Source organism: Sphingobium bisphenolivorans (assembly GCF_000412635.1).
GTDB lineage: Bacteria > Pseudomonadota > Alphaproteobacteria > Sphingomonadales > Sphingomonadaceae > Sphingobium > Sphingobium bisphenolivorans.
The window spans coordinates 113,216-132,190 of the sequence record NZ_ASTG01000007.1 but is presented as its reverse complement, the minus strand read 5'-3'; the positions used below and the strand labels follow the sequence as shown (position 1 = coordinate 132,190).

23 protein-coding genes are annotated in these 18,975 nt (G+C 64.0%); 11 read left to right on the top strand and 12 right to left on the bottom strand.

From position 1 onward, the window contains the following. Window positions 1-36 precede the first annotated feature (36 nt). Window positions 37-540, top strand: coding sequence for a sterol desaturase family protein (locus L858_RS0107475; RefSeq protein ID WP_022682532.1), 504 nt, complete (start codon window positions 37-39; stop codon window positions 538-540). Here L858_RS0107475 and L858_RS0107470 read toward each other — a convergent pair. From L858_RS0107470 to coxB, 9 genes are all read right to left on the bottom strand, one after another. After that, a complete protein-coding gene (locus tag L858_RS0107470; protein WP_022682531.1) occupies window positions 537-1,406 on the bottom strand; it encodes a class I SAM-dependent methyltransferase in 870 nt (289 codons plus the stop codon). The two genes, L858_RS0107475 and L858_RS0107470, sit on opposite strands and share 4 nt — an antisense overlap. Window positions 1,407-1,436: 30 nt before the next feature. After that, a complete protein-coding gene (thrC, locus tag L858_RS0107465; RefSeq protein WP_022682530.1) occupies window positions 1,437-2,837 on the bottom strand; it encodes a threonine synthase in 1,401 nt (466 codons plus the stop codon). 44 nt (window positions 2,838-2,881) lie between these two features. Continuing rightward, window positions 2,882-3,538 (bottom strand): SURF1 family protein, encoded by a 657-nt coding sequence (locus tag L858_RS0107460; RefSeq protein WP_022682529.1) that lies wholly within the window; start codon window positions 3,536-3,538, stop codon window positions 2,882-2,884. Between the two features lie 142 nt (window positions 3,539-3,680). Further along, on the bottom strand, window positions 3,681-4,511 hold the full coding sequence (locus L858_RS0107455; RefSeq protein ID WP_022682528.1) for a cytochrome c oxidase subunit 3: 831 nt from the start codon (window positions 4,509-4,511) through the stop codon (window positions 3,681-3,683). Window positions 4,512-4,546: 35 nt separating this feature from the next. Continuing rightward, on the bottom strand, window positions 4,547-5,122 hold the full coding sequence (locus L858_RS0107450; RefSeq protein WP_028055906.1) for a cytochrome c oxidase assembly protein: 576 nt from the start codon (window positions 5,120-5,122) through the stop codon (window positions 4,547-4,549). Further along, window positions 5,122-5,253 (bottom strand): hypothetical protein, encoded by a 132-nt coding sequence (locus L858_RS22410; RefSeq protein ID WP_022682526.1) that lies wholly within the window; start codon window positions 5,251-5,253, stop codon window positions 5,122-5,124. The genes L858_RS0107450 and L858_RS22410 overlap by 1 nt, the downstream gene beginning before the upstream one ends. Beyond that, a complete protein-coding gene (locus L858_RS0107440) occupies window positions 5,250-6,170 on the bottom strand; it encodes a heme o synthase (protein WP_028055905.1) in 921 nt (306 codons plus the stop codon). The genes L858_RS22410 and L858_RS0107440 overlap by 4 nt, the downstream gene beginning before the upstream one ends. Before the next feature lie 117 nt (window positions 6,171-6,287). Then, window positions 6,288-7,955, bottom strand: coding sequence for a cytochrome c oxidase subunit I (ctaD, locus tag L858_RS0107435; protein ID WP_022682524.1), 1,668 nt, complete (start codon window positions 7,953-7,955; stop codon window positions 6,288-6,290). 16 nt (window positions 7,956-7,971) lie between these two features. Further along, window positions 7,972-8,982, bottom strand: coding sequence for a cytochrome c oxidase subunit II (gene coxB, locus L858_RS0107430; protein WP_022682523.1), 1,011 nt, complete (start codon window positions 8,980-8,982; stop codon window positions 7,972-7,974). 276 nt (window positions 8,983-9,258) lie between these two features. Here coxB and pyrE point away from each other — a divergent pair, with 276 nt between their 5' ends. From pyrE to L858_RS0107405, 5 genes are read left to right on the top strand one after another with little or no spacing between them, the layout of a single operon-like run. Continuing rightward, a complete protein-coding gene (pyrE, locus tag L858_RS0107425) occupies window positions 9,259-9,837 on the top strand; it encodes an orotate phosphoribosyltransferase (protein WP_028055904.1) in 579 nt (192 codons plus the stop codon). A gap of 8 nt (window positions 9,838-9,845) precedes the next feature. Beyond that, complete coding sequence (locus tag L858_RS0107420) at window positions 9,846-10,583, top strand: pyridoxine 5'-phosphate synthase (protein WP_022682521.1); 738 nt, start codon at window positions 9,846-9,848, stop codon at window positions 10,581-10,583. Beyond that, the gene (gene acpS, locus L858_RS0107415) at window positions 10,580-10,981 is read left to right on the top strand and encodes a holo-ACP synthase (protein ID WP_022682520.1); all 402 of its coding nucleotides are present in this window, start codon (window positions 10,580-10,582) and stop codon (window positions 10,979-10,981) included. Before L858_RS0107420 ends, acpS begins: the two co-directional genes overlap by 4 nt. A 34-nt stretch (window positions 10,982-11,015) precedes the next feature. Beyond that, window positions 11,016-11,900: a signal peptidase I gene (lepB, locus tag L858_RS0107410; protein WP_022682519.1), complete on the top strand. Its 885-nt coding sequence runs from the start codon at window positions 11,016-11,018 to the stop codon at window positions 11,898-11,900. A 20-nt stretch (window positions 11,901-11,920) separates the two neighbouring features. Beyond that, complete coding sequence (locus tag L858_RS0107405; protein WP_022682518.1) at window positions 11,921-13,003, top strand: AI-2E family transporter; 1,083 nt, start codon at window positions 11,921-11,923, stop codon at window positions 13,001-13,003. Between the two features lie 52 nt (window positions 13,004-13,055). Here the strand turns inward: L858_RS0107405 and L858_RS0107400 are convergent, their stop codons facing one another. Next, complete coding sequence (locus tag L858_RS0107400) at window positions 13,056-13,610, bottom strand: FKBP-type peptidyl-prolyl cis-trans isomerase (protein ID WP_022682517.1); 555 nt, start codon at window positions 13,608-13,610, stop codon at window positions 13,056-13,058. Between the two features lie 78 nt (window positions 13,611-13,688). After that, the gene (rpsU, locus tag L858_RS0107395) at window positions 13,689-13,895 is read right to left on the bottom strand and encodes a 30S ribosomal protein S21 (RefSeq protein ID WP_004208618.1); all 207 of its coding nucleotides are present in this window, start codon (window positions 13,893-13,895) and stop codon (window positions 13,689-13,691) included. 224 nt (window positions 13,896-14,119) lie between these two features. Between rpsU and L858_RS0107390 the strand changes: the two genes are divergently transcribed. The 5 genes from L858_RS0107390 (at window position 14,120) to L858_RS0107370 (ending at window position 18,536) form a co-directional block, all read left to right on the top strand. Next, entirely contained in the window at window positions 14,120-14,878 is a 759-nt protein-coding gene (locus L858_RS0107390; protein WP_028055903.1) for a class II aldolase/adducin family protein, read from the top strand. A 43-nt stretch (window positions 14,879-14,921) separates the two neighbouring features. After that, on the top strand, window positions 14,922-16,172 hold the full coding sequence (locus tag L858_RS0107385; protein WP_022682515.1) for a putative DNA modification/repair radical SAM protein: 1,251 nt from the start codon (window positions 14,922-14,924) through the stop codon (window positions 16,170-16,172). A 116-nt stretch (window positions 16,173-16,288) separates the two neighbouring features. Continuing rightward, a complete protein-coding gene (locus tag L858_RS0107380) occupies window positions 16,289-16,603 on the top strand; it encodes a hypothetical protein (protein WP_051132615.1) in 315 nt (104 codons plus the stop codon). Between the two features lie 62 nt (window positions 16,604-16,665). After that, window positions 16,666-17,130, top strand: a complete 465-nt coding sequence (locus tag L858_RS0107375) for a hemerythrin domain-containing protein (protein WP_022682513.1) — start codon at window positions 16,666-16,668, stop codon at window positions 17,128-17,130. 5 nt (window positions 17,131-17,135) lie between these two features. Next, window positions 17,136-18,536, top strand: coding sequence for a UdgX family uracil-DNA binding protein (locus tag L858_RS0107370; protein WP_022682512.1), 1,401 nt, complete (start codon window positions 17,136-17,138; stop codon window positions 18,534-18,536). A 32-nt stretch (window positions 18,537-18,568) separates the two neighbouring features. Here L858_RS0107370 and L858_RS0107365 read toward each other — a convergent pair whose 3' ends face one another. Further along, window positions 18,569-18,967, bottom strand: coding sequence for a DUF1489 family protein (locus L858_RS0107365; RefSeq protein ID WP_022682511.1), 399 nt, complete (start codon window positions 18,965-18,967; stop codon window positions 18,569-18,571). Window positions 18,968-18,975: the final 8 nt, after the last annotated feature.

Genomic DNA, 18,975 nt, shown 5'->3' with positions numbered 1-18,975 from the left:
CTCGCCTCAGCCCGTGCGGCTGCCTATAATGCCGCCATGCCTTCGATGTCCCTGCTGCTCCTCTTCCTCCTCACCATCGCCGCCATGGAAGGCTTTGCCTATGTGATGCATCGCTGGGTGATGCACGGTCCGGGCTGGTTCCTGCACGCCAGCCATCACCGCCCGCGCTCCGGCATGTGGGAGGCGAACGACCTGTATTTCGTGATCTTCGCGCTACCCTCCATCCTGCTGCTACTGGGCGGCGTGCAATGGGGCTGGGGCAGCTGGGCTACCGCCGTCGGCGCGGGCATCGCAGCCTATGGCGCCATCTATCTCGGCTTTCACGACATCATCGTCCACCGCCGCGTCGGTCACCGCTATGTGCCCCGCTCCGCCTATATGAAGCGGATCGTCCAGGCGCACCGGCTCCACCATGTCGTGGGAACCAAGCAGGGCTGCGTCAGCTTCGGCTTCCTGATCGCACCGTCCGCCGGGCAGTTGAAGCGCGAACTGGCAAAGAGCGAAACCGCAGGACTTCGCGCGCCTGCGCAGCGGCGTTAGCGCCGCCAGCGCGCCCAGATGGCGGTCGGAAGCTCAAGCCCGCGCGCTTCCTCGCGGACCGTCAGTTCGCCAGCCTCCACGACGCCGGGCAGATCGGCAAAGGCCTGGCGCAGCAATTCCCCGATCGCCAGCGCCGACATGCGGACCGCATAGACGGTCAGGAACAGGAAGCGGCTGTCGGCGTCCAGCAATTGGCGGCAATCGGCGATCAGGCCCGGCAGATCCTCTTCCAGCCGCCACACTTCTCCATCAGGGCCGCGTCCATATTTAGGCGGATCGAGCAGGATGCCGTCATAGCGCCGCCCACGCCGCACTTCCCGCGCGACGAACTTCGCGGCGTCATCCACGATCCAACGCACCGGCCGATCGTCCAGCCGCGACAGCGCCGCATTGGCGCGCGCCTGGGCGACGGATTTCTTCGAGGCATCGACATGCACCATCTGCGCCCCCGCTGCCGCCATGGCGAGCGTGCCGACGCCGGTATAGCCGAACAGGTTCATCACCTGCGCCCCATCCTTGTCCGCGACCTGCTCCCGCATCCAGCTCCAGACCGGGGCCATGTCGGGGAAGAAGCCAAGGTGGCGGAAAGGCGTGCAGCTCGCCTGAAACGTCACTTCGTTCCAGCCAAGCGGCCAGCCGTCGGCCGGCACCGGACGTTCATAAAACCAGCGCCCGCCACCCTCCTCATCGGAGCCGGGGACGAATTCGCCATCCGCCTGCCAATCGGCGCTGGCAGCGGCCCACATCGCCTGCGGTTCGGGACGGATGAAGCGGAAATTGCCATAGCGCTCCAGCTTGCGGCCGGCGCCGGAGTCGATCAGGCCATAATCGGCCCATGGCTCGCCCGTCAGCGTCTTCAGCTCCACGCTGTCCTCCGTCCCATGTGCGCCACCAGCTCAGGGTCGGGGCGTGGCGCGCTCGGCAATATAGGCGGTGATCGCCTCAAAGGTCGCGGGCAGCTTGGCATAGGCCTCCTCGCGCGCGAACAGGTCGCCGACGCGCCCCGGGACGCCGGGACGCACGCCTGTCGCCCGCTCCACCGCAGTGGGGAATTTCGCGGGATGCGCCGTCGCCAGCGTTACCACAGGAACGGACGGATCGACCTTCGCCTCGCGCGCCGCCGCGAGGCCGATCGCGCTATGCGGATCGATCACTTGCCCCGCCGCGTCGAATGCCCAGCGCATCGCCATCGTCATCCCGTCGGCGTCGATCCGCGCCGAGCTCAATATCTTGGCGGCGCCGTCGCGCTGCGCGTTGGTGAGGCGCATCGCCTTGCTGCCCTCAAAGCCCTTCATCTGCGCCGCCAGCGCGACACCGTCGCGACCGCCCGCATCGAACAGCAGCCGCTCGAAGTTGGAACTGACCTGAATGTCCATGCTGGGGGTCGCGGTCGCCACGACCTGACCCTGGCTGTAGTCGCCATCGGACAGCGCGCGATGGAGAATGTCGTTGACGTTGGTCGCGACGATCAGCTGGGCGACCGGCAAGCCCATCTGTGCCGCCACATAGCCGGCGAACACATCTCCGAAATTGCCCGTGGGGACGGAAAAGGCGACTGGCCGCTCCGGCGCGCCCAGCCGGACTGCGGCGTAGAAATAATAGACCACCTGTGCCATCAGGCGCGCCCAGTTGATGCTGTTGACGGCCGACAGGTTGAAGCGGCGCGCGAAGTCGGCGTCGTTGAACATCGCCTTTACCAGCGCCTGCGCATCGTCGAAGCTGCCGTCGATCGCGATATTATAGACGTTGGGCGCCAGCACGGTCGTCATCTGCCGCCGCTGCACGTCGGACACACGCCCCTCGGGATGCAGCATGAAGATGTCGATCTTCGACCGACCCGCAACCGCATCGATGGCGGCCGATCCGGTGTCGCCCGACGTCGCGCCCACGATCGTCAGATGATCGTCGCGCCGCGACAGGAAACGTTCGAACAGCTGGCCCAGCAGCTGCAGCGCCACATCCTTGAATGCCAGGGTGGGGCCGTGGAACAATTCAAGCAGCCATTGCTGATGATCCAGCTGGACCAGCGGCGTTACCGCCTGATGGCTGAAGCGCCCGTAGGCCGCAGTGCAAAGCTCCCGCAGTTCGTCTTCGCTCAATGAGCCAGCGACGAAGGGCGTCATCACACGCACCGCCGTTTCGACATAGGAGAGGCCAGACAGCGCGCGAATCTGGTCGGCTGAAAAGCTTGGCCATTGCTCCGGCAGATACAGCCCGCCGTCGGACGCGAGGCCGGCCAGCGTCACATCCTCGAACCCGAGCGCGGGAGCGCTCCCTCTGGTGCTCACATATTGCATGATGGGGTAGGCCGGTAGCGCTGCTCGCCCCAAGGAGCAAGCTTTTACGTGGGATCGCTTGGCGGACGGGGGCGCTTGGCGACCGCCAGGAGGTAGATGATCACCGCCACGGCGGCGAAGAAGAACCACTGAACCGCATACGCGAGATGATTGTTGGGCACGTCCGCGGCGCTGGGCCGGGCGGCGGGCTTCATGCCAGCGGGCGCCTGTGCGGCGATCAGCATGGGGCGCAGCGGCATGGCCTTGCCCGTCATGCGCGTGAGCAGCGAGCGATGATCCGGCTCCTCGGCGATCCAGCCACGAACTTGGCCGCCGGTCCAGGCCGGCTTCGCGTCCGGCTTCTGCACGACACCCACGGTCACGAGCGCGCCCGGCCCCTCTGCCCCGGTCGCACATTCGGCGATTTGGCGATAGCCGGTCGATCCGTCCGCCGCCCGTCCGGCTTCGGTGCGCCAGCCCACGACTCGCAGGCAATGGAGCGACGAAGGGCGGAACAGCAGGTCGGGCGGAACCGGAGCCATCGCCGGATAGCTCACCGCCGGCTTGCCGCTATTCGCCGCCGCCAGCGCGAGCATCGCTTCCTTCTCGCTGCGGCGCTGCAGCTGCCAGCAGCCGAGCGCGATCATCACCGCCACGGCCGCAAGCACGATCAGCGTCGGTATCAAGGGCAGGCGGCGCATGATGTACTCACTTTCAAACATGCCCGGGGTCCAGAACCGCGACGAGGTGGGGCGCGGCGAGGACCGCCAATGGCTGGGCGTTGGTCCGAGCATAAAGCCGCCCGCTCAAAAGGAAACGGCCGGAACATGTCCGGCCGTCTTCATGAGGATGAAATGCTGGCGATCAGCCGCCGTGGACCGGCGCGCCCCAGCCGCCCCAGACATAGATGGCGACGAAGAGGAAGAGCCACACGACGTCCACGAAATGCCAGTACCATGCGGCCGCTTCGAAACCGAAATGCTGGCGCGGGGTGAAGTGGCCCTTATACACGCGCACCAGATTAACGATCAGGAAGATGGTGCCGATCAGAACGTGGAAGCCGTGGAAGCCGGTCGCCATGTAGAAGGCCGAGCTGTAGGGGCTGCCGCCGAACGGGAAGGGCGCGTGCGCATATTCATAGGCCTGGATGGACGAGAAGAGCAGGCCGAGGATGACGGTGATCCAAAGCCCCTTCTTCAGACCTTCCCGATCGCCGTGGATCAGCGAGTGGTGCGCCCAGGTGACCGTGGTGCCCGAGCAAAGCAGGATGAGCGTGTTGAGCAGCGGCAGCTCGAACGCGTTCATCACCTCGACGCCCTTCGAGGGGAAGAGGCCTTCGATCGGCGCCAACTGGCTGGGGAACAGGGAGAAGTCGAAGAAGGACCAGAACCAGCCGACGAAGAACATGACTTCGGAGGCGATGAACAGGATCATGCCGTAGCGCAGGTGCAGCTGCACCACCGGCGTATGATCGCCGGCATGGGCTTCGGAAATTACGTTGGCCCACCAGCTGTACATGGTGAACAGCACGCCTGCGACCCCGATCAGGAAGACCCAGCCGCCGCCGGCCGGCATTGCGTCGGGGTGCATCCACATGATCGCGCCGAACGCCATCACCAGCGCCGACATGGAGCCGAACATCGGCCAAATGCTGGGCGGAAGAATATGATAATCGTGGTTCTTGGCGCCTGCCATGACGTTCTCTTCCCTGTTCCTTATCGTTGCTTGCCTTAGCTTGGCTTCTTGTCCTGCTCAACAGGATAGAAGGTGTAGCTGAGCGTAATTTGCTGCGTATCCCTGTTGTCGGAATCCTCAAGAATCTGGGGATCGACATAGTAGATCACCGGCATCCGGACCTGCTCGCCCGGCTGCAGCGTCTGCTGGGTGAAGCAGAAACACTGGATTTTGGTAAAATGGGCGCCCGCCTGAGTCGGGGTGACGTTGAAGCTGGCGGTGCCCGTTACCGGCTTGTCGGACATGTTCTTCGCAACGAAGATCGCCATGCTGCGCGCGCCGATCGTCACGGTGGCGGTCGGACGCTCCGGGTGGAATTGCCAGGGCATTCCGGGCGCCACATTGGAATCAAAACGGATCGACATCTTGTGTCCGACCGCTTCGCGCACCTGGACGTCGGCGGCGGCCCGGCGCGTCGTACCGCCAAAACCGGTCTGCTCGCAGAAAATCCGGTACAGCGGCACGGAGGCAAAACCCAGACCGAGCATCGCAAGGCCGATGCCGGCCATGCCGATCATGGTGCGCCGATTACGACGGTCCCGATCGAATGGCGAGGGGGGCAGAGACACGATCACTGGCCGCCCCCGATCTTCGCGATGGTGATCGCGTAGAAAAGGATCACCAGCGCACCCAGCAGCAGGCCCGTCACGATCGCCCGCGACTTCTGCCGGGCGCGGATCTTCTTGTCCTCTTCCGGGGTCATGCCATCAGCCAACGGTCGACGACGACGGCGCCGAACAGCAGGAAGAGATAGAGGATCGAATATTTGAACAGCCGCTTTTCCGGACCCATGCTGGCGGGGTCGGACTCTCGGCGGCGAAATACCTGAAAAGCGAAGAAGGCGAACAGCGCAGTCGCGAGCAGCGCCACCGTGCCGTAGATCGGTCCGGTCAGGTTGAGCAGCACCGGCGCCATCGCCGCGACGGCCATGATCGCGGTGTAGAACCAGATCTGCCGACGCGTGGCAACCTCGCCCGCCACCACCGGCAGCATCGGGATGCCAGCGGCCGCATAATCGATCTTCACGAACAGCGCAAGCGCCCAGAAATGGGGAGGCGTCCAGAAGAAGATCAGCATGAACAGAGCGACGGGCAGCGCACTGATGTCCCCGGTCACGGCAGCCCAGCCGATTACGGGTGGAAAGGCGCCGGCGGCGCCGCCGATCACGATATTTTGCGCGGTCCGCGGCTTCAGCCAGATCGTGTAGATGAAAACATAAAAAAGGATCGAGACGGCGAGCACCGCAGCGGCGAGCCAGTTGGTCGCCATCCCCATCAGCAGAACCGAGAAGAAGGAGAGGCCGACGCCGAAATGAAGCGCCGTCTGCCGGTCCATCCGCCCGCCGGGAAGCGGCCGATTGGCGGTCCGCTTCATCTTCGCGTCGATATCGGCCTCATACCATTGGTTGAGCGCCGCAGCCGCGCCCGCTCCGAGCGCGATGCAGAGGATCGCGGTAAAGGCGAGCACGGGATGGACATGGCCGGGAGCCGCGAGCAGGCCGCAAAGTCCCGTGAAAACGACAAGGGTCATGACGCGCGGCTTGGTTAGCGCGACGAAATCACGCCAATCCGCTGTCATGATGGACATGCTGTTTCCAGCCGATAGCGGCGAACTTGCCATATTCTCCTCATGCGACAGCCCGGCGCCATGGTTCGCGCCGGGGCTGTTCCTATCAGGGATTTCGCCTTCCATTCGGCTCATCCCGGCACTCCCATCGAATGCCTTAGACGGTGCCGGTCAGTCGACGACCGGCAGGGTTTCGAACTGGTGGAAGGGCGGCGGGCTGGTCAGCGTCCATTCCAGCGTCGTGGCGCCTTCGCCCCAGGGGTTCCCCTCCGCCTTCCGGCCGGCAGCAAGCGACCAGATCAGATTTACGAAGAAGATCAACATGCCGGCGGCCATGATCTCATAGCCGTGGCTGGCGACCTTGTTCCAATAGGCGAAGGCTTCCGGATAGTCGGGGTAGCGGCGCGGCATACCCGACAGGCCCAGGAAGTGCATGGGGAAGAACAGCATGTTCACGCCCACGAAGAACACCCAGAAATGCAGGTGGCCGAGGAACTCGTTATACATGCGGCCCGACATCTTCGGGAACCAGTAGTAGAAGCCGGCGAACAGGCCGAACACGGCGCCCAGCGAGAGCACATAGTGGAAGTGTGCCACCACATAATAAGTGTCGTGCAGCACGTCATCGACGCCGCCATTGGCGAGCACAACGCCGGTCACGCCGCCTACGGTGAACAGGAAGATGAAGCCCAGCGCCCAGACCATCGGGGTCTTGAAGCTGATCGACCCGCCCCAGATCGTCGCGATCCAGGAGAAGATCTTGATGCCGGTCGGCACCGCGATAACCATGGTGGCGGCGGTGAAGTACATCTTCACATTGACCGACATGCCGGTGGTGAACATGTGGTGCGCCCAGACGACGAAGCCGACGACGCCGATCGCGACCATGGCATAGGCCATGCCGAGATACCCGAAGACGGGCTTGCGGCTGAAGGTCGAGACGATCTGGCTGATGATGCCGAAGCCCGGCAGGATCATGATGTACACTTCGGGGTGGCCGAAGAACCAGAAGAGATGCTGGTAAAGCTCCGGATCGCCACCGCCGGCGGCATCATAGAAGGTGGTGCCGAAATTGCGGTCGGTCAGCAGCATGGTGATCGCCGCGGCCAGAACCGGGAGCGCGAGCAGCAGCAGGAAGGCGGTAACCAGCACCGACCAGACGAACAGCGGCATCTTGTGCAGGGTCATGCCCGGCGCGCGCATGTTCAAGATGGTGGTGATGAAGTTGATCGCACCCAGGATCGAGCTGGCACCCGCAATGTGGAGCGACAGGATCGCCATGTCGACCGCCGGCCCAGCCGAGCCGCTGGTCGAGAGCGGCGCATAGACGGTCCAGCCGGTGCCCGCGCCATTGCCAGTGCCGCCAGGCACGAAGGTCGAGCCGAGCAGCAGCACGAACGCCGGGATGAGCAGCCAGAAGCTGATATTGTTCATCCGCGGGAAGGCCATGTCCGGCGCGCCAATCATGATCGGCACGAACCAGTTGCCGAAACCGCCGATCATCGCGGGCATCACCATGAAGAAAACCATGATGAGGCCGTGGGCGGTGATCAGCACGTTCCACAGGTGATAGGCCTGGTCCAGCGTGGCGTTGGGGCCGTCGCTGAACTGCGCCCAGGTCTGGAGATATTGAATGCCCGGCTGAGCCAGCTCGGCGCGCATCAGGCCTGAGATTCCGCCGCCGATGATGCCGGCGATGATCGCGAAGATCAGGTAGAGGGTGCCGATGTCCTTGTGGTTGGTCGACATGAACCAGCGCTGGAAGAAGGCTGGCTTGTGATCGGCGTCATGATGCTCATGAGCATATTCGCCGTGATGATCTGCAGTGATGGTGGTCATGGCCTATGCCCTTACATCAAATCTTGGCGGCGGGAGCAGCGGCAGGCGCGGAAGCCTGCGCGGCCGCATCGGCAGCGCCCTTGGGCTTGCCGCCCTGCGAAAGGATCCACTGGTCGAACTGGGCCGGCGGTAGCGCTTCGATCGCGATCGGCATGAAGCCGTGGCGCGCGCCGCACAGTTCCGAACATTGACCGTAATAGACGCCCGGCTTCTCGATGGTGAAGGTCTTTTCATTGAGACGGCCAGGCACCGCGTCCATCTTCACCCAGAGCGAGGGAATGGCGAAGGCGTGGATCACGTCGGCGCCGGTGATGATCAGCTTGATCGGACGGCCGACCGGCAAGACCAGGCGGTTGTCGGGCGCCAGCAGATAGGGCTCGCCATTCGCCTCGGCCTTGTCCTTGGGCAACAGATTCGACACGAATTCGGGGATGCCGTTGTCCGGATATTCATAGCCCCAATACCATTGATAGCCGGTTACCTTCACGGTCACCGCATCCTTGGGCGCGGGCTTATACTGGTCGGCGAGCAGCCCGATCGAGGGCACCGCGATCACGAGCAGGATCACGACCGGCACCACGGTCCAGAGCACTTCGATCAGCGTGTTGTGCGAGGTCTTCGACGGCACCGGATTCGCGCTGCGACGGAAGCGCACCATCACATAGAGCATCAGGACCAGAACGAAGACCGAAATGATGGTGATGATCGGCAGCAGCATGACGTCGTGCAGCCAGCGGCCGGTGCGGCCGGTCGGCGAAAACTGCTCCTGAAGAGTGATCTCGCCCGGGCGCGGCATGCCAATGCCTTCGGTGGGCTTCATGCGCGTCGGCGCGGCGACCTTGGCCGCCGGCGCGGCTTCTGCCGCAGGCGCCGCAGCATTGGCGCCCGAATCGGCAGCAGCGGATTCATTCCCGGCGGCTGGAGCCGCGACGGCGGCATTGTCCTGGGCCAGCGCCGGACCGTTCAGCGCCAGTGCCGGCGCGAACGCCAGCAATCCAGCGAGAACGAGCGATTTCACCTTTTTCATAAGCGTCTTCTTACCCCGTAACCCCTTGGCGCCGCTGCAACGAAGACACACGCATACACGTCCCCCCCGCCCGATCGGTCTGCCGCGGCTTATAAGCGGCGTTTTTCCATGCCTCAAGCGTCCCCAAACAGATTTTCTTCGCTGTTGCAACGCCTAGTTGGTGAGCCTATCTCGCTCACCGCGCACAGGGGCGCGATCATGGGGCATACCCGTGGCTGGGAAGGCATGCCGCTGACGCGATGCGGGCGGCATGGGCTGGATGGATCGAAGATAGAGATGACCGACGAGGAAGTTTTAGCGGAATTCAGGGCGGCAGGCGCACTGCTGGAGGGGCATTTCATTCTGTCCTCCGGCCGTCGCAGCGCCAATTATCTGCAGTGCGCGCGCGTTCTGATGAATGCCGAGCGCGCCGGCCGGCTCGCCCGCGCGACCGTGCAGAAGCTGCCGCGCGAATTGCGGCAGGAAATCGATCTGGTGGTGTCCCCGGCCATGGGCGGCCTCATCATCGGCCATGAAGTCGGCCGCGCGCTGGACAAGGACGCCATCTTCCTCGAACGGCCGGAGGGCACGTTCGAGCTGCGCCGCGGCTTCGCGATCACGCCCGGACAGAAGGTTCTGATGGTCGAGGATGTCGTGACCACCGGCCTGTCCTCGCGGCAGGCGATCGAAGCGGTGGAAGCCGAGGGCGGCATCGTCGTCGCCGAAGCCGCACTGGTCGACCGGTCGGCTGGAGAGGTGGAACTGGGCGTTCCCTTCTACCCGCTCGTCAGCATCAATTTCCCGGTCTATGAAGCCGACCAGATCCCGCCCGAACTGGCGGCGGTCCCCGCGATCAAGCCGGGCAGCCGGAAATAAGCACGGCCATGCCGAACTCCCCCGCTCCTCTCCGCCTGGGCGTCAATATCGACCATGTGGCGACCATCCGGAACGCGCGCGGGGGCACGCATCCCGATCCCGTGAAGGCCGCGCTGTTGGCGGTCAAGGCGGGCGCCGATGGCATCACCGCGCATCTCCGGGAAGATCGACGCCATATTCGCGACGAGGATATCGCGACGCTGATGGCGGCGCTGACCGTGCCGCTCAACCTCGAAATGGCGGCGACAGAGGAAATGTTGGAGATTGCGCTCAAGCATCGACCGCATGCCGCTTGCATCGTGCCGGAGAAGCGGGAGGAGAGGACGACCGAGGGAGGCCTCGACGCCGCCGGCCAGTTGGAGACGCTGCGTCCGATCGTCAGCGCGTTGGGCGGTGCCGGCATACGCGTCAGCCTGTTCATCGAACCCGATCCCGCGCAGATCGATGCGGCGATCCGCCTCGGCGCACCCGTCGTGGAGTTCCACACCGGCCGTTATGCCCATCTCGACGGCGCTGTCCGCGCGGAGGAACTGCGCCGCGTCTCCGACGCCGCAGCGTTGGCCGCCAAGAACGGCATCGAGCCCCATGCTGGCCATGGCCTGACCTTCGACAATGTCGGCCCGATCGCCGCCATTCCGCAGGTTGTGGAACTCAATATCGGCCATTTCCTGATCGGCGAGGCGATCTTCGGCGGCCTGGAAGGAAGCATCCGCGAGATGCGCCGGCAAATGGATCTGGTGCGTTGATCATCGGGCTCGGCTCCGATCTCTGCAACATCGAGCGTATACAAAATTCGCTCGACCGCTTCGGCGAGCGCTTCGAACAGCGGGTCTTCACCGAGTTCGAGCGGGCCAAGGCCAATCGCCGCCCCTTCACCAAGGCCGGGACACTCGCCAAACGCTTCGCCGCCAAGGAGGCTTTTTCCAAGGCGGTCGGCACCGGCTTTCGGATGGGCGTCTTCATGAAGGATATCGGCGTAGTCAACAGCCGCAGCGGCGCGCCCACGCTGGAACTCACCGGCGGCGCGCTCCGCCGCCTGCAATCCCTGATCCCGGCGGGGCACCGGCCCGTCATTCACCTGACGCTAACCGATGATCATCCATGGGCGCAGGCCTTCGTGATCATCGAGGCTCTGCCGCAATGAAGGCAGGGATCGCACTTCAGCGGGATGGACATCCATGACGGCCGCCGACATGACAGACAAGGACCCCTCCCCCACTGAAGAGCCCACCGCGCCGCCGGAGAAGGGCACCATAAATTGGTGGCATGAGGTAAAGAGCATCGCGCTGCTGATCCTGGCCGTGCTCGCTTTCCACAGCTTCGTCGCCAAGCCCTTCTACATTCCCAGCGAATCGATGATGCCGGTGCTGCTCAAGGGCGACCGGCTGGTGGTGAGCAAATTCCCCTATGGCTGGTCCTATGTGTCGCCCAGCTTCCATCCGCTGCCTTTCTTGAAAGGGCGGCTTTTCGGGCGGCTGCCCGAACGCGGTGATATCGTCATCGTCAGTCCGCACAATCGGCGCGAGGATTATATCAAGCGGGTCATCGGCTTGCCTGGCGACATACTGGAAGTGCGCGGCGGACAGGTGATCCTGAATGGCGTCCCGGTGGCGCAGAAGGTGGTGAAGCCGATCCGCATCCCCGTCGACGGCAATGCACCCTGCCCCGCGAGCCAGTTTCCCGGTGCCCGCCTGCCCGGACGGGACGGCAAGGATGTCTGTGAACTGCCGGCCCGCCAGGAGGTGCTGCCGAACGGCAAGACCTATGTGACGATCGACATGGGGCCGAGCACATTGGACTGGTACGGGCCGGTGCGAATCCCTGCGCACCATGTCTTCCTGATGGGCGACAATCGCGACAATAGCGCCGACAGCCGCGCCTCTCTGGAAGAGAACGGCCTGGGCGGCCCGGTGCCCTGGGAAGCGATCGGCGGCCGCGCGGAGTTCATCACCTTCTCCCTTGACGGCAACTCCTCCTGGAACCCGCTGAGCTGGTTCCGCAGCTTCCGCAGCGGACGCGCCGGGAACAGCCTCCGCCCGGCGAGCGTTACCCCCCCGAAATAAACGGTGCGAAGGGGCATGGGTTGAGCGACGGACAAGTCCATATCGAGAAACCCGGCCCCAGCGAGATGCGCAGCCCGCTGGTGCAGCTTGAAACCAAGCGCGCGGGCGTATGGTTCGGGATCGGCATCGCCGTCGCGCTGGTCGTCCTGCTGGCCCAGCCGATCATGCTGATCCTCGGTGCGCTGGTGTTGGCCACGATGATGGACGGCGGGGCGCGTTTGCTGCGCCGGCTACTGCCGGTCGGAAGAGGCTGGCGGCTGACGATCGTGCTGCTCGCCGCGCTCATCTTTCTCCTCTATACCTTCTATCTCACCGGATCGAGCCTGGCCGCGCAGGCGCAGGCGATGCGCGTCATCGTGGAAACGCAGATCAACCGCCTTGGCGCATGGCTGCAGCAGCTTGGCGTCACCACCACGCCGCAGGATTTCAAGAGCCTGGCGCAGCAGGCGTTGGGATCGGTCGGGCGAGTCACCGCCGCGGTAGGAACCATGGTCGGCGCGATCACCAGCGGCGTCATGATGCTGGTGCTAGCAATCTTCATTGCGGTCGAGCCCAAGCTGTACGAGCGCGGCGTCGCCTGGATGCTGCCGATGGACAAGCGCAAGCATTTCTACCGCATCGCCGACAAGATGGGCTGGACGCTACGGCGGCTGATGTTTGGCAGGCTGATCGGCATGGCGGTAGAAGGCGTCGGCACATGGCTGCTGCTATGGGCCGGCGGCGTGCCGATGGCGGGGCTGCTCGGCATCTTGACCGGCCTGTTCGCGTTCCTGCCCAATATCGGTTCGATCATCTCGGGCGTGCTGATCGTGCTGGTCGGCTTTTCGGCGGGCCCGGATACGGCGCTGTTCGCCTTCGGCGTCTACCTGGTGGTGCAGATCGTCGATGGCTATCTGATCGTGCCGATGGTGGCGAAGCGGGCCACCGACCTGGCGCCGGCCCTGGTCCTGTCGGCGCAGATCCTGTTCGGAGCGTTGTTCGGCATATTGGGCCTGTTCCTGGCCGATCCCATCGTCGCAATGCTCAAAGTCTATCTGGAGGAACGATCCAAGGCGCTGGACGATGAGATGGAGGCACCTGCGACCGTGCCGGTCGGCGCGTAAGAAAAAGGCCCGGGAAGCCCCGAGCCTTTCGCACTCTCAACAAAGCAGGATTTCAGTGCCCGGCGGGCGGGACCGCACCCTGCTGCATCATTTGCTGCATGCGCATAATGTCCGCCTTGGATTTGAAATCATGCAGTTGGACGTCGAAGACCAACACCGAATTGGCCGGGATCGGACCAGCGGCCTGATCGCCATAGCCGAGCTGCGGCGGGATCCACAGGCGGTACTTGCCGCCCTTCTTCATCTTCTGCAGACCTTCGGAAAAGCCCGGGACAACGCCATCGACAGGCATCGCGGTCTGCGGGTTCTCATCGAACACCGTGCCATCGAGCAGCGTGCCCTTGTAGCCGACCAGCGCGACGTCACCGGCAGTCGGATTCGGCCCCGCGCCTTCCGACAGAACCTTATATTGCAAGCCCGAGTCGGTCGTCACCACGCCATCCTCGCCCGCATTCTGGGCAAGGAAGCTGGCCGGCGACGCTTCCACGCTGCGCTGCCCAGCCCAAGCGAGGCCGGCAGCGGCAAGCGCCACGGCAGCGACACCGATCCAGAGGCGCGTCAGCGACCCCTTGGCGATAGGACGAAGGGGAACAGCCGTCGTGGACATGCATATGCCTCGCAGATTGGTGCGGGTGATCTGGTAGTAAGCGGGACGATCGGCAGACCGTCCCGAAAAAGGATGTTCTTAACGAACGCCGTCGCGCTCGGCGCGCTTGCGCTCCAGCTTGCGCGCGCGGCGAACGGCGGCAGCCTTTTCACGAGCGCGCTTTTCCGACGGCTTCTCATAGTGGCGGCGCAGCTTCATCTCGCGATACACGCCCTCACGCTGCAGCTTCTTCTTGAGCGCGCGCAGGGCCTGGTCGACATTGTTGTCGCGAACGATGATTTGCATAAGCCAGTCAAACTCCAGTCGAAACCGGACGGTTCGCCAGGAAACAACACCCTTCCCGACGGGCCACCCGAACATAATAGCGGTGAGTCGTCGCAGGTCGCCCTGCGCCGTGTGGGGCGCGCCCTACCAGCAGAGTCGCGACAGTTCAACCCTGAAGCCGCCCGGCTCGACAAAAGGACATTCAGGGCGGATAGTCGCTTCTGGAAAAAAGGAGAAGGATCGCGATGGCAGCCCCCGCTCCCCACGACCGCATGTCGGCGGATGAATGGCAGGCCCGGCAGCAGTTGGCCGCCTGCTACCGCATATTCGACCATATGGGCTGGTCCGAGCTGATATACAACCACGTCACCCTGCGCGTGCCGGATGAAGAAAATGCCTTTCTGATCAACCCTTTCGGGCTGCTCTACAGCGAGGTGACGGCATCCAATCTGGTGAAGATCGACATCGACGGCCAGATACTGGACGACAGCCGATATCCGGTGAACCGCGCGGGCTTTACCCAGCACAGCGTCTTCCACCGCCATCTGCCCGACGCCCACTGCGTCATCCACACGCACACAACGGCCGGCATGGCCGTCAGCGCCACGCGGGAGGGGCTGCAGCCGACGAACTTCTACGCCGCCGCCTTCATCGGGCGGGTCGCCTACCATGATTTTGAAGGCGTCACGATTCGGGCCGACGAGGGCGAAAGGCTGATCGCGAATCTCGGCGAGCATCGCGTCATGTTCCTGCGCAATCATGGCACGCTGGTGATGGCCGAGACTCTTCCGCAGGCCTTCCTAACCCATTGGATGTTACAGCGGGCCTGCGAGATTCAGGTCATGACCGGCGCTGCCGGTACGCCCGTCGAAGTTCCGCCGGAGGTCATCGCCGTCCATCAGCGTGACCTTAGCGGCGTGCAGCTGCCCACCGGCCCCGGCGTGCCGGATTTTGACGCGATGGTGCGGCTGATTGACCGCACCGATCCGAGCTGGCGCGAATGAAAGCACTGGACGCGGGCCCGCTAAGAACATATCATGAACGATTATGGCTGTTCTTTCCGTTCGTCAGAAGCTCGAAATCCTCGCCGACGCCGCTAAATATGATGCAAGCTGTGCGTCATCCGGAACCTCGAAGCGCGATAGCGCCTCGGGCAAGAAGGGCGGGATTGGTTCGACCGAGGGCATGGGCATTTGCCACGCCTACGCCCCCGATGGCCGCTGCATCTCGCTGCTCAAGATCCTGCTAACCAACAGCTGCATCTTCGACTGCCATTATTGCATCAACCGCCGGTCAAGCGATGTGCGGCGGGCGCGCTTCACGGTTCGTGAAGTGGTCGATCTGACGCTGAGCTTCTACCGCCGCAACTATATCGAGGGCCTGTTTCTTTCGTCCGGTATCATCCGATCGTCCGACTATACGATGGAACAGCTGGTGGAGGTCGCCCGCAGCCTGCGCGAGGATCATGATTTCCGCGGCTATATTCATTTGAAGACTATCCCGGATGCCGATCCGGAACTGGCACGGCAGGCGGGCCTCTATGCCGACCGGCTGTCGATCAATGTCGAACTGCCGACTGAGCAGGGCCTGAAGCGGCTGGCCCCGGAGAAACATGGAGGCCGCATCGAAACGGCGATGGCGGACATGCGCAGTGCGATCGAGGACGGCAGCGATGCGCGGCGCCGCTATCGTCATGCGCCCCGCTTCGCGCCCGCCGGACAGTCAACGCAGATGATCGTTGGAGCCGATGGCGCGGATGACCGGGCGATCATCGGACGGGCGAGCCGGCTCTATGACCGGCACCGGCTGCGGCGCGTCTATTACAGCGCCTTTTCCCCAATCCCATCGCCGAGCAGCGTACTGCCGCTGAAGCGCCCGCCGCTGATGCGCGAACACCGGCTCTATCAATCTGACTGGATGATGCGCTTTTACGGCTATTCGGCAAACGAACTGGACAGCGCCACCGATCCGGACACCGGCTGCCTGCCGCTCGACATCGATCCCAAGCTCGCCTGGGCGCTGCGGCATCGGGAGGGGTTCCCGGTCGACGTCAACCGCGCGCCGCGCGAAATGTTGCTGCGCGTGCCGGGGCTTGGCGTCAAGGCGGTCGACCGCATCGTCGCCAGTCGCCGCCATCGCCGGCTGCGGCTCGATGATGTGGGCCGGCTCACCAGTTCGATTGCAAAGCTGCGCCCCTTCCTCGTCGCGAGTGACTGGCGGCCCGGCCAATTGACCGATCGAGTCGATCTGCGCCGCCTGCTGACACCACCCCCGGCGCAGCTTGAACTTTTTCAATGATCGCCCCGCATTTTGCCGTTGAACGAACCATCGGTTCATGTTTTCCTCCTATCGCGGTGCGACAGGCGGGACTTTTGGCGGCAACGGTGAATAATAGCGCTTTGAAGGGCGGCCAGATGGCCCATGCCAAGCGGATGAGTTCGCATCTTGCCGCCGCCCTGGTCGTGTTCTGCCTGCTCCAGATCGTGATCGTCGCGAAAACCGGCGGATCGCTGGTGCTGCACTTGGGCGTGATCGTCGCGATCGGCGGCTTTGCCGTAGCGGCACGGGGCCTTGAGCGACGCTGGGAGATGCTCGATCACAGCGGCTTGTCGGCCCAGGGTCTGGCGCTGCGCTTCCGCCGCGATCTTTTCCAGCTTTGGGCCTGGACGATTATCGGCGGAATGCTCTGGCTTCCGCTTGCGATCATCTTTCGCGCCCTGTTCGGCTGAACGCCAGGGACACAAATCAGCCCTGCTGTCGTTTCCTGTCTCCGACAAGGAGGAAGACGACTATGGCCGATGCGACGATTTTCGACCGCCTCAAACAGGATCATGATCTGCACCGACGGCTTTTCGCCCAAATGGCTGAAGCCGAAGGCGACGCCGAGCAGTTGCAAAAGCTGTTCGAGCAGTTCCGGATCGAGGTAACGGCCCACGCCGCCGCGGAGGAGGAAACCCTCTACGCGACGATGCTCGCGCGCCCGGACCTGCGCGAGGATGCGCAGCACAGCGTATCCGAGCATAAGGAAATCGACGATTATTTCGAGGAAATGGCCGATCTCCCCTTCAACAGCGATAAATGGCGCGAAACCTTTGCGAATTTGAAGAAGCGCTACCTCCATCATATCGATGAAGAGGAGGAGGAAATGTTCCCCGACGCGGCCGAGGAGCTGTCGGACGAGGAGGAGCAGAAGCTGGCCGCGCTCTTCGCCAAGCGCAAGCCCGCCGAGATCCAGCGCGCCGAAGCGGCGGAATAGGCAGCATGTATCGCGGGCGATTAAGCGCCCCGGACGATTTCGAGGGGTGGCGCGAGGTGGCTCGCGCCTTTGCCCTCGCCGGTGTCGATCCCGCGGACATCATGTGGACGGCAGGACCGGACGAGAGCGATCTGTTCGCCACCGATCTGCCGCCGCCGCCTCCTTCGGGCAGCGGCGGCTTTTCGGTGCCCCGCCCCTTTCTTAACCTCGCGGAAAGCGCGATCCTGCACCGCGATCCTGAACGCTTCGCCTTGCTCTACGCCCTGCTGCTGCGGGTGCGGGAACGCCCGGGCAGGTTGGAGGACAAGGCCGATCCGCTACTGCGGCGGGTGGAGATGCTCGCCAGTGCGGTTCGCCGCGACATTCACAAGATGCGCGCCTTCGTCCGCTTCCGCGAACTGGAGGATGAAACAGGCCCCCGCTACGTCGCCTGGTTCGAGCCGGATCATCATATCGTCCGCGTCAATGCGAGCTTCTTCATGCGCCGCTTCGCCTCGATGCACTGGTCGATCTTGACGCCGGAACTCAGCATCCATTGGGACGGAGAGACGTTGACGGAGGGGCCGGGCGCCAGCGCGCAGGACGCACCTGCGGACGATCCGGTCGAGCAGATCTGGAAAAGCTATTATGCATCCATCTTCAATCCCGCGCGGCTCAAGATCGGCGCCATGCTCTCGGAGATGCCGCGCAAATATTGGCGCAACCTGCCCGAAGCCGCGCTTATCCCCGAACTGGTCGCGGGCGCGCAGGCACGGGAGGCTGCCATGATCGCCGCGCCCGCCAAGCCGCCTGCCCGCCCAAGCAACGCAACTGCCACATGGGCGGCGCTGCGCGAGGAGGCGATGGGCTGCACGCGCTGTCCGCTCTACCGGGACACGACGCAGACGGTGTTCGGCGAAGGGCCGATCGATGCGCCTTTGCTCTTCATCGGCGAGCAGCCCGGTGATCAGGAGGATTTGGCCGGCCGTCCCTTCGTCGGTCCCGCAGGTCAGCTGTTCGACCGGGCGCTGGAGGAGGCGGGCATCGATCGGCGGCAGACCTATGTCACCAATGCGGTCAAGCATTTCAAGCATGAGCGGCGCGGCAAGCGGCGCATCCATCAAACACCGGAAACGCCGGAAATTCAGGCCTGTCGTTGGTGGCTCACGCAAGAGCTGGACCTGCTACAGCCGCGCATCATCGTCGCGCTGGGAGCGACCGCCGCTCGCTCGCTGCTGGGCAAAACGGTGACGATCGGCCGTACGCGCGGCACTCCGATCGCGCTGGAGAGCGGCGCTCAGGGGTGGGTGACAGTGCATCCCAGCTTCCTGCTCCGGATGCCGGATGAAGCTCGGAAAGCAAAGGAGCGCCAACGCTTCGTTAGCGAACTAAAGGAAATTGGCGAACGGATGAGGAATCTAGCATAAGCGCAGGGGGGCCCAGGCGCGACGAGGCATCCTCAAATCAACCCCAGCCGGGAAAGCTCGCCCAACAGAGCGGTCGGCATCGCCGCCAGATCATCCACCTCCCCGGCGCCAAGGTCCGGCGGCGCGTCGGCCTCCTCCAGATAGCGCCAGCCCTGATGCGCCCGCTTGGGGCTCCCGCGCACGGCGATCAGCCGCGGCTCCAACCTGATCCAGTAGCGCCCCTGCCCCGTCTCCTGAAAGCCCAGCAGCGGACTGCGCCCGACCAGCTGATGCCCGTGGATCCAGTAAAGCGATCCGCCCGCCATCTCCTCCACCCGCTTCGGCAGATAGCGCGTCGTGAGCCGCGCCTCGTCCGCATGGCTTTCGAGCCACGCCTTCAGACTTGCAGGGCTTTCGCTCTGGAAAGCGATCTTGGTGATATGGAGCGGCATGCCGTTTA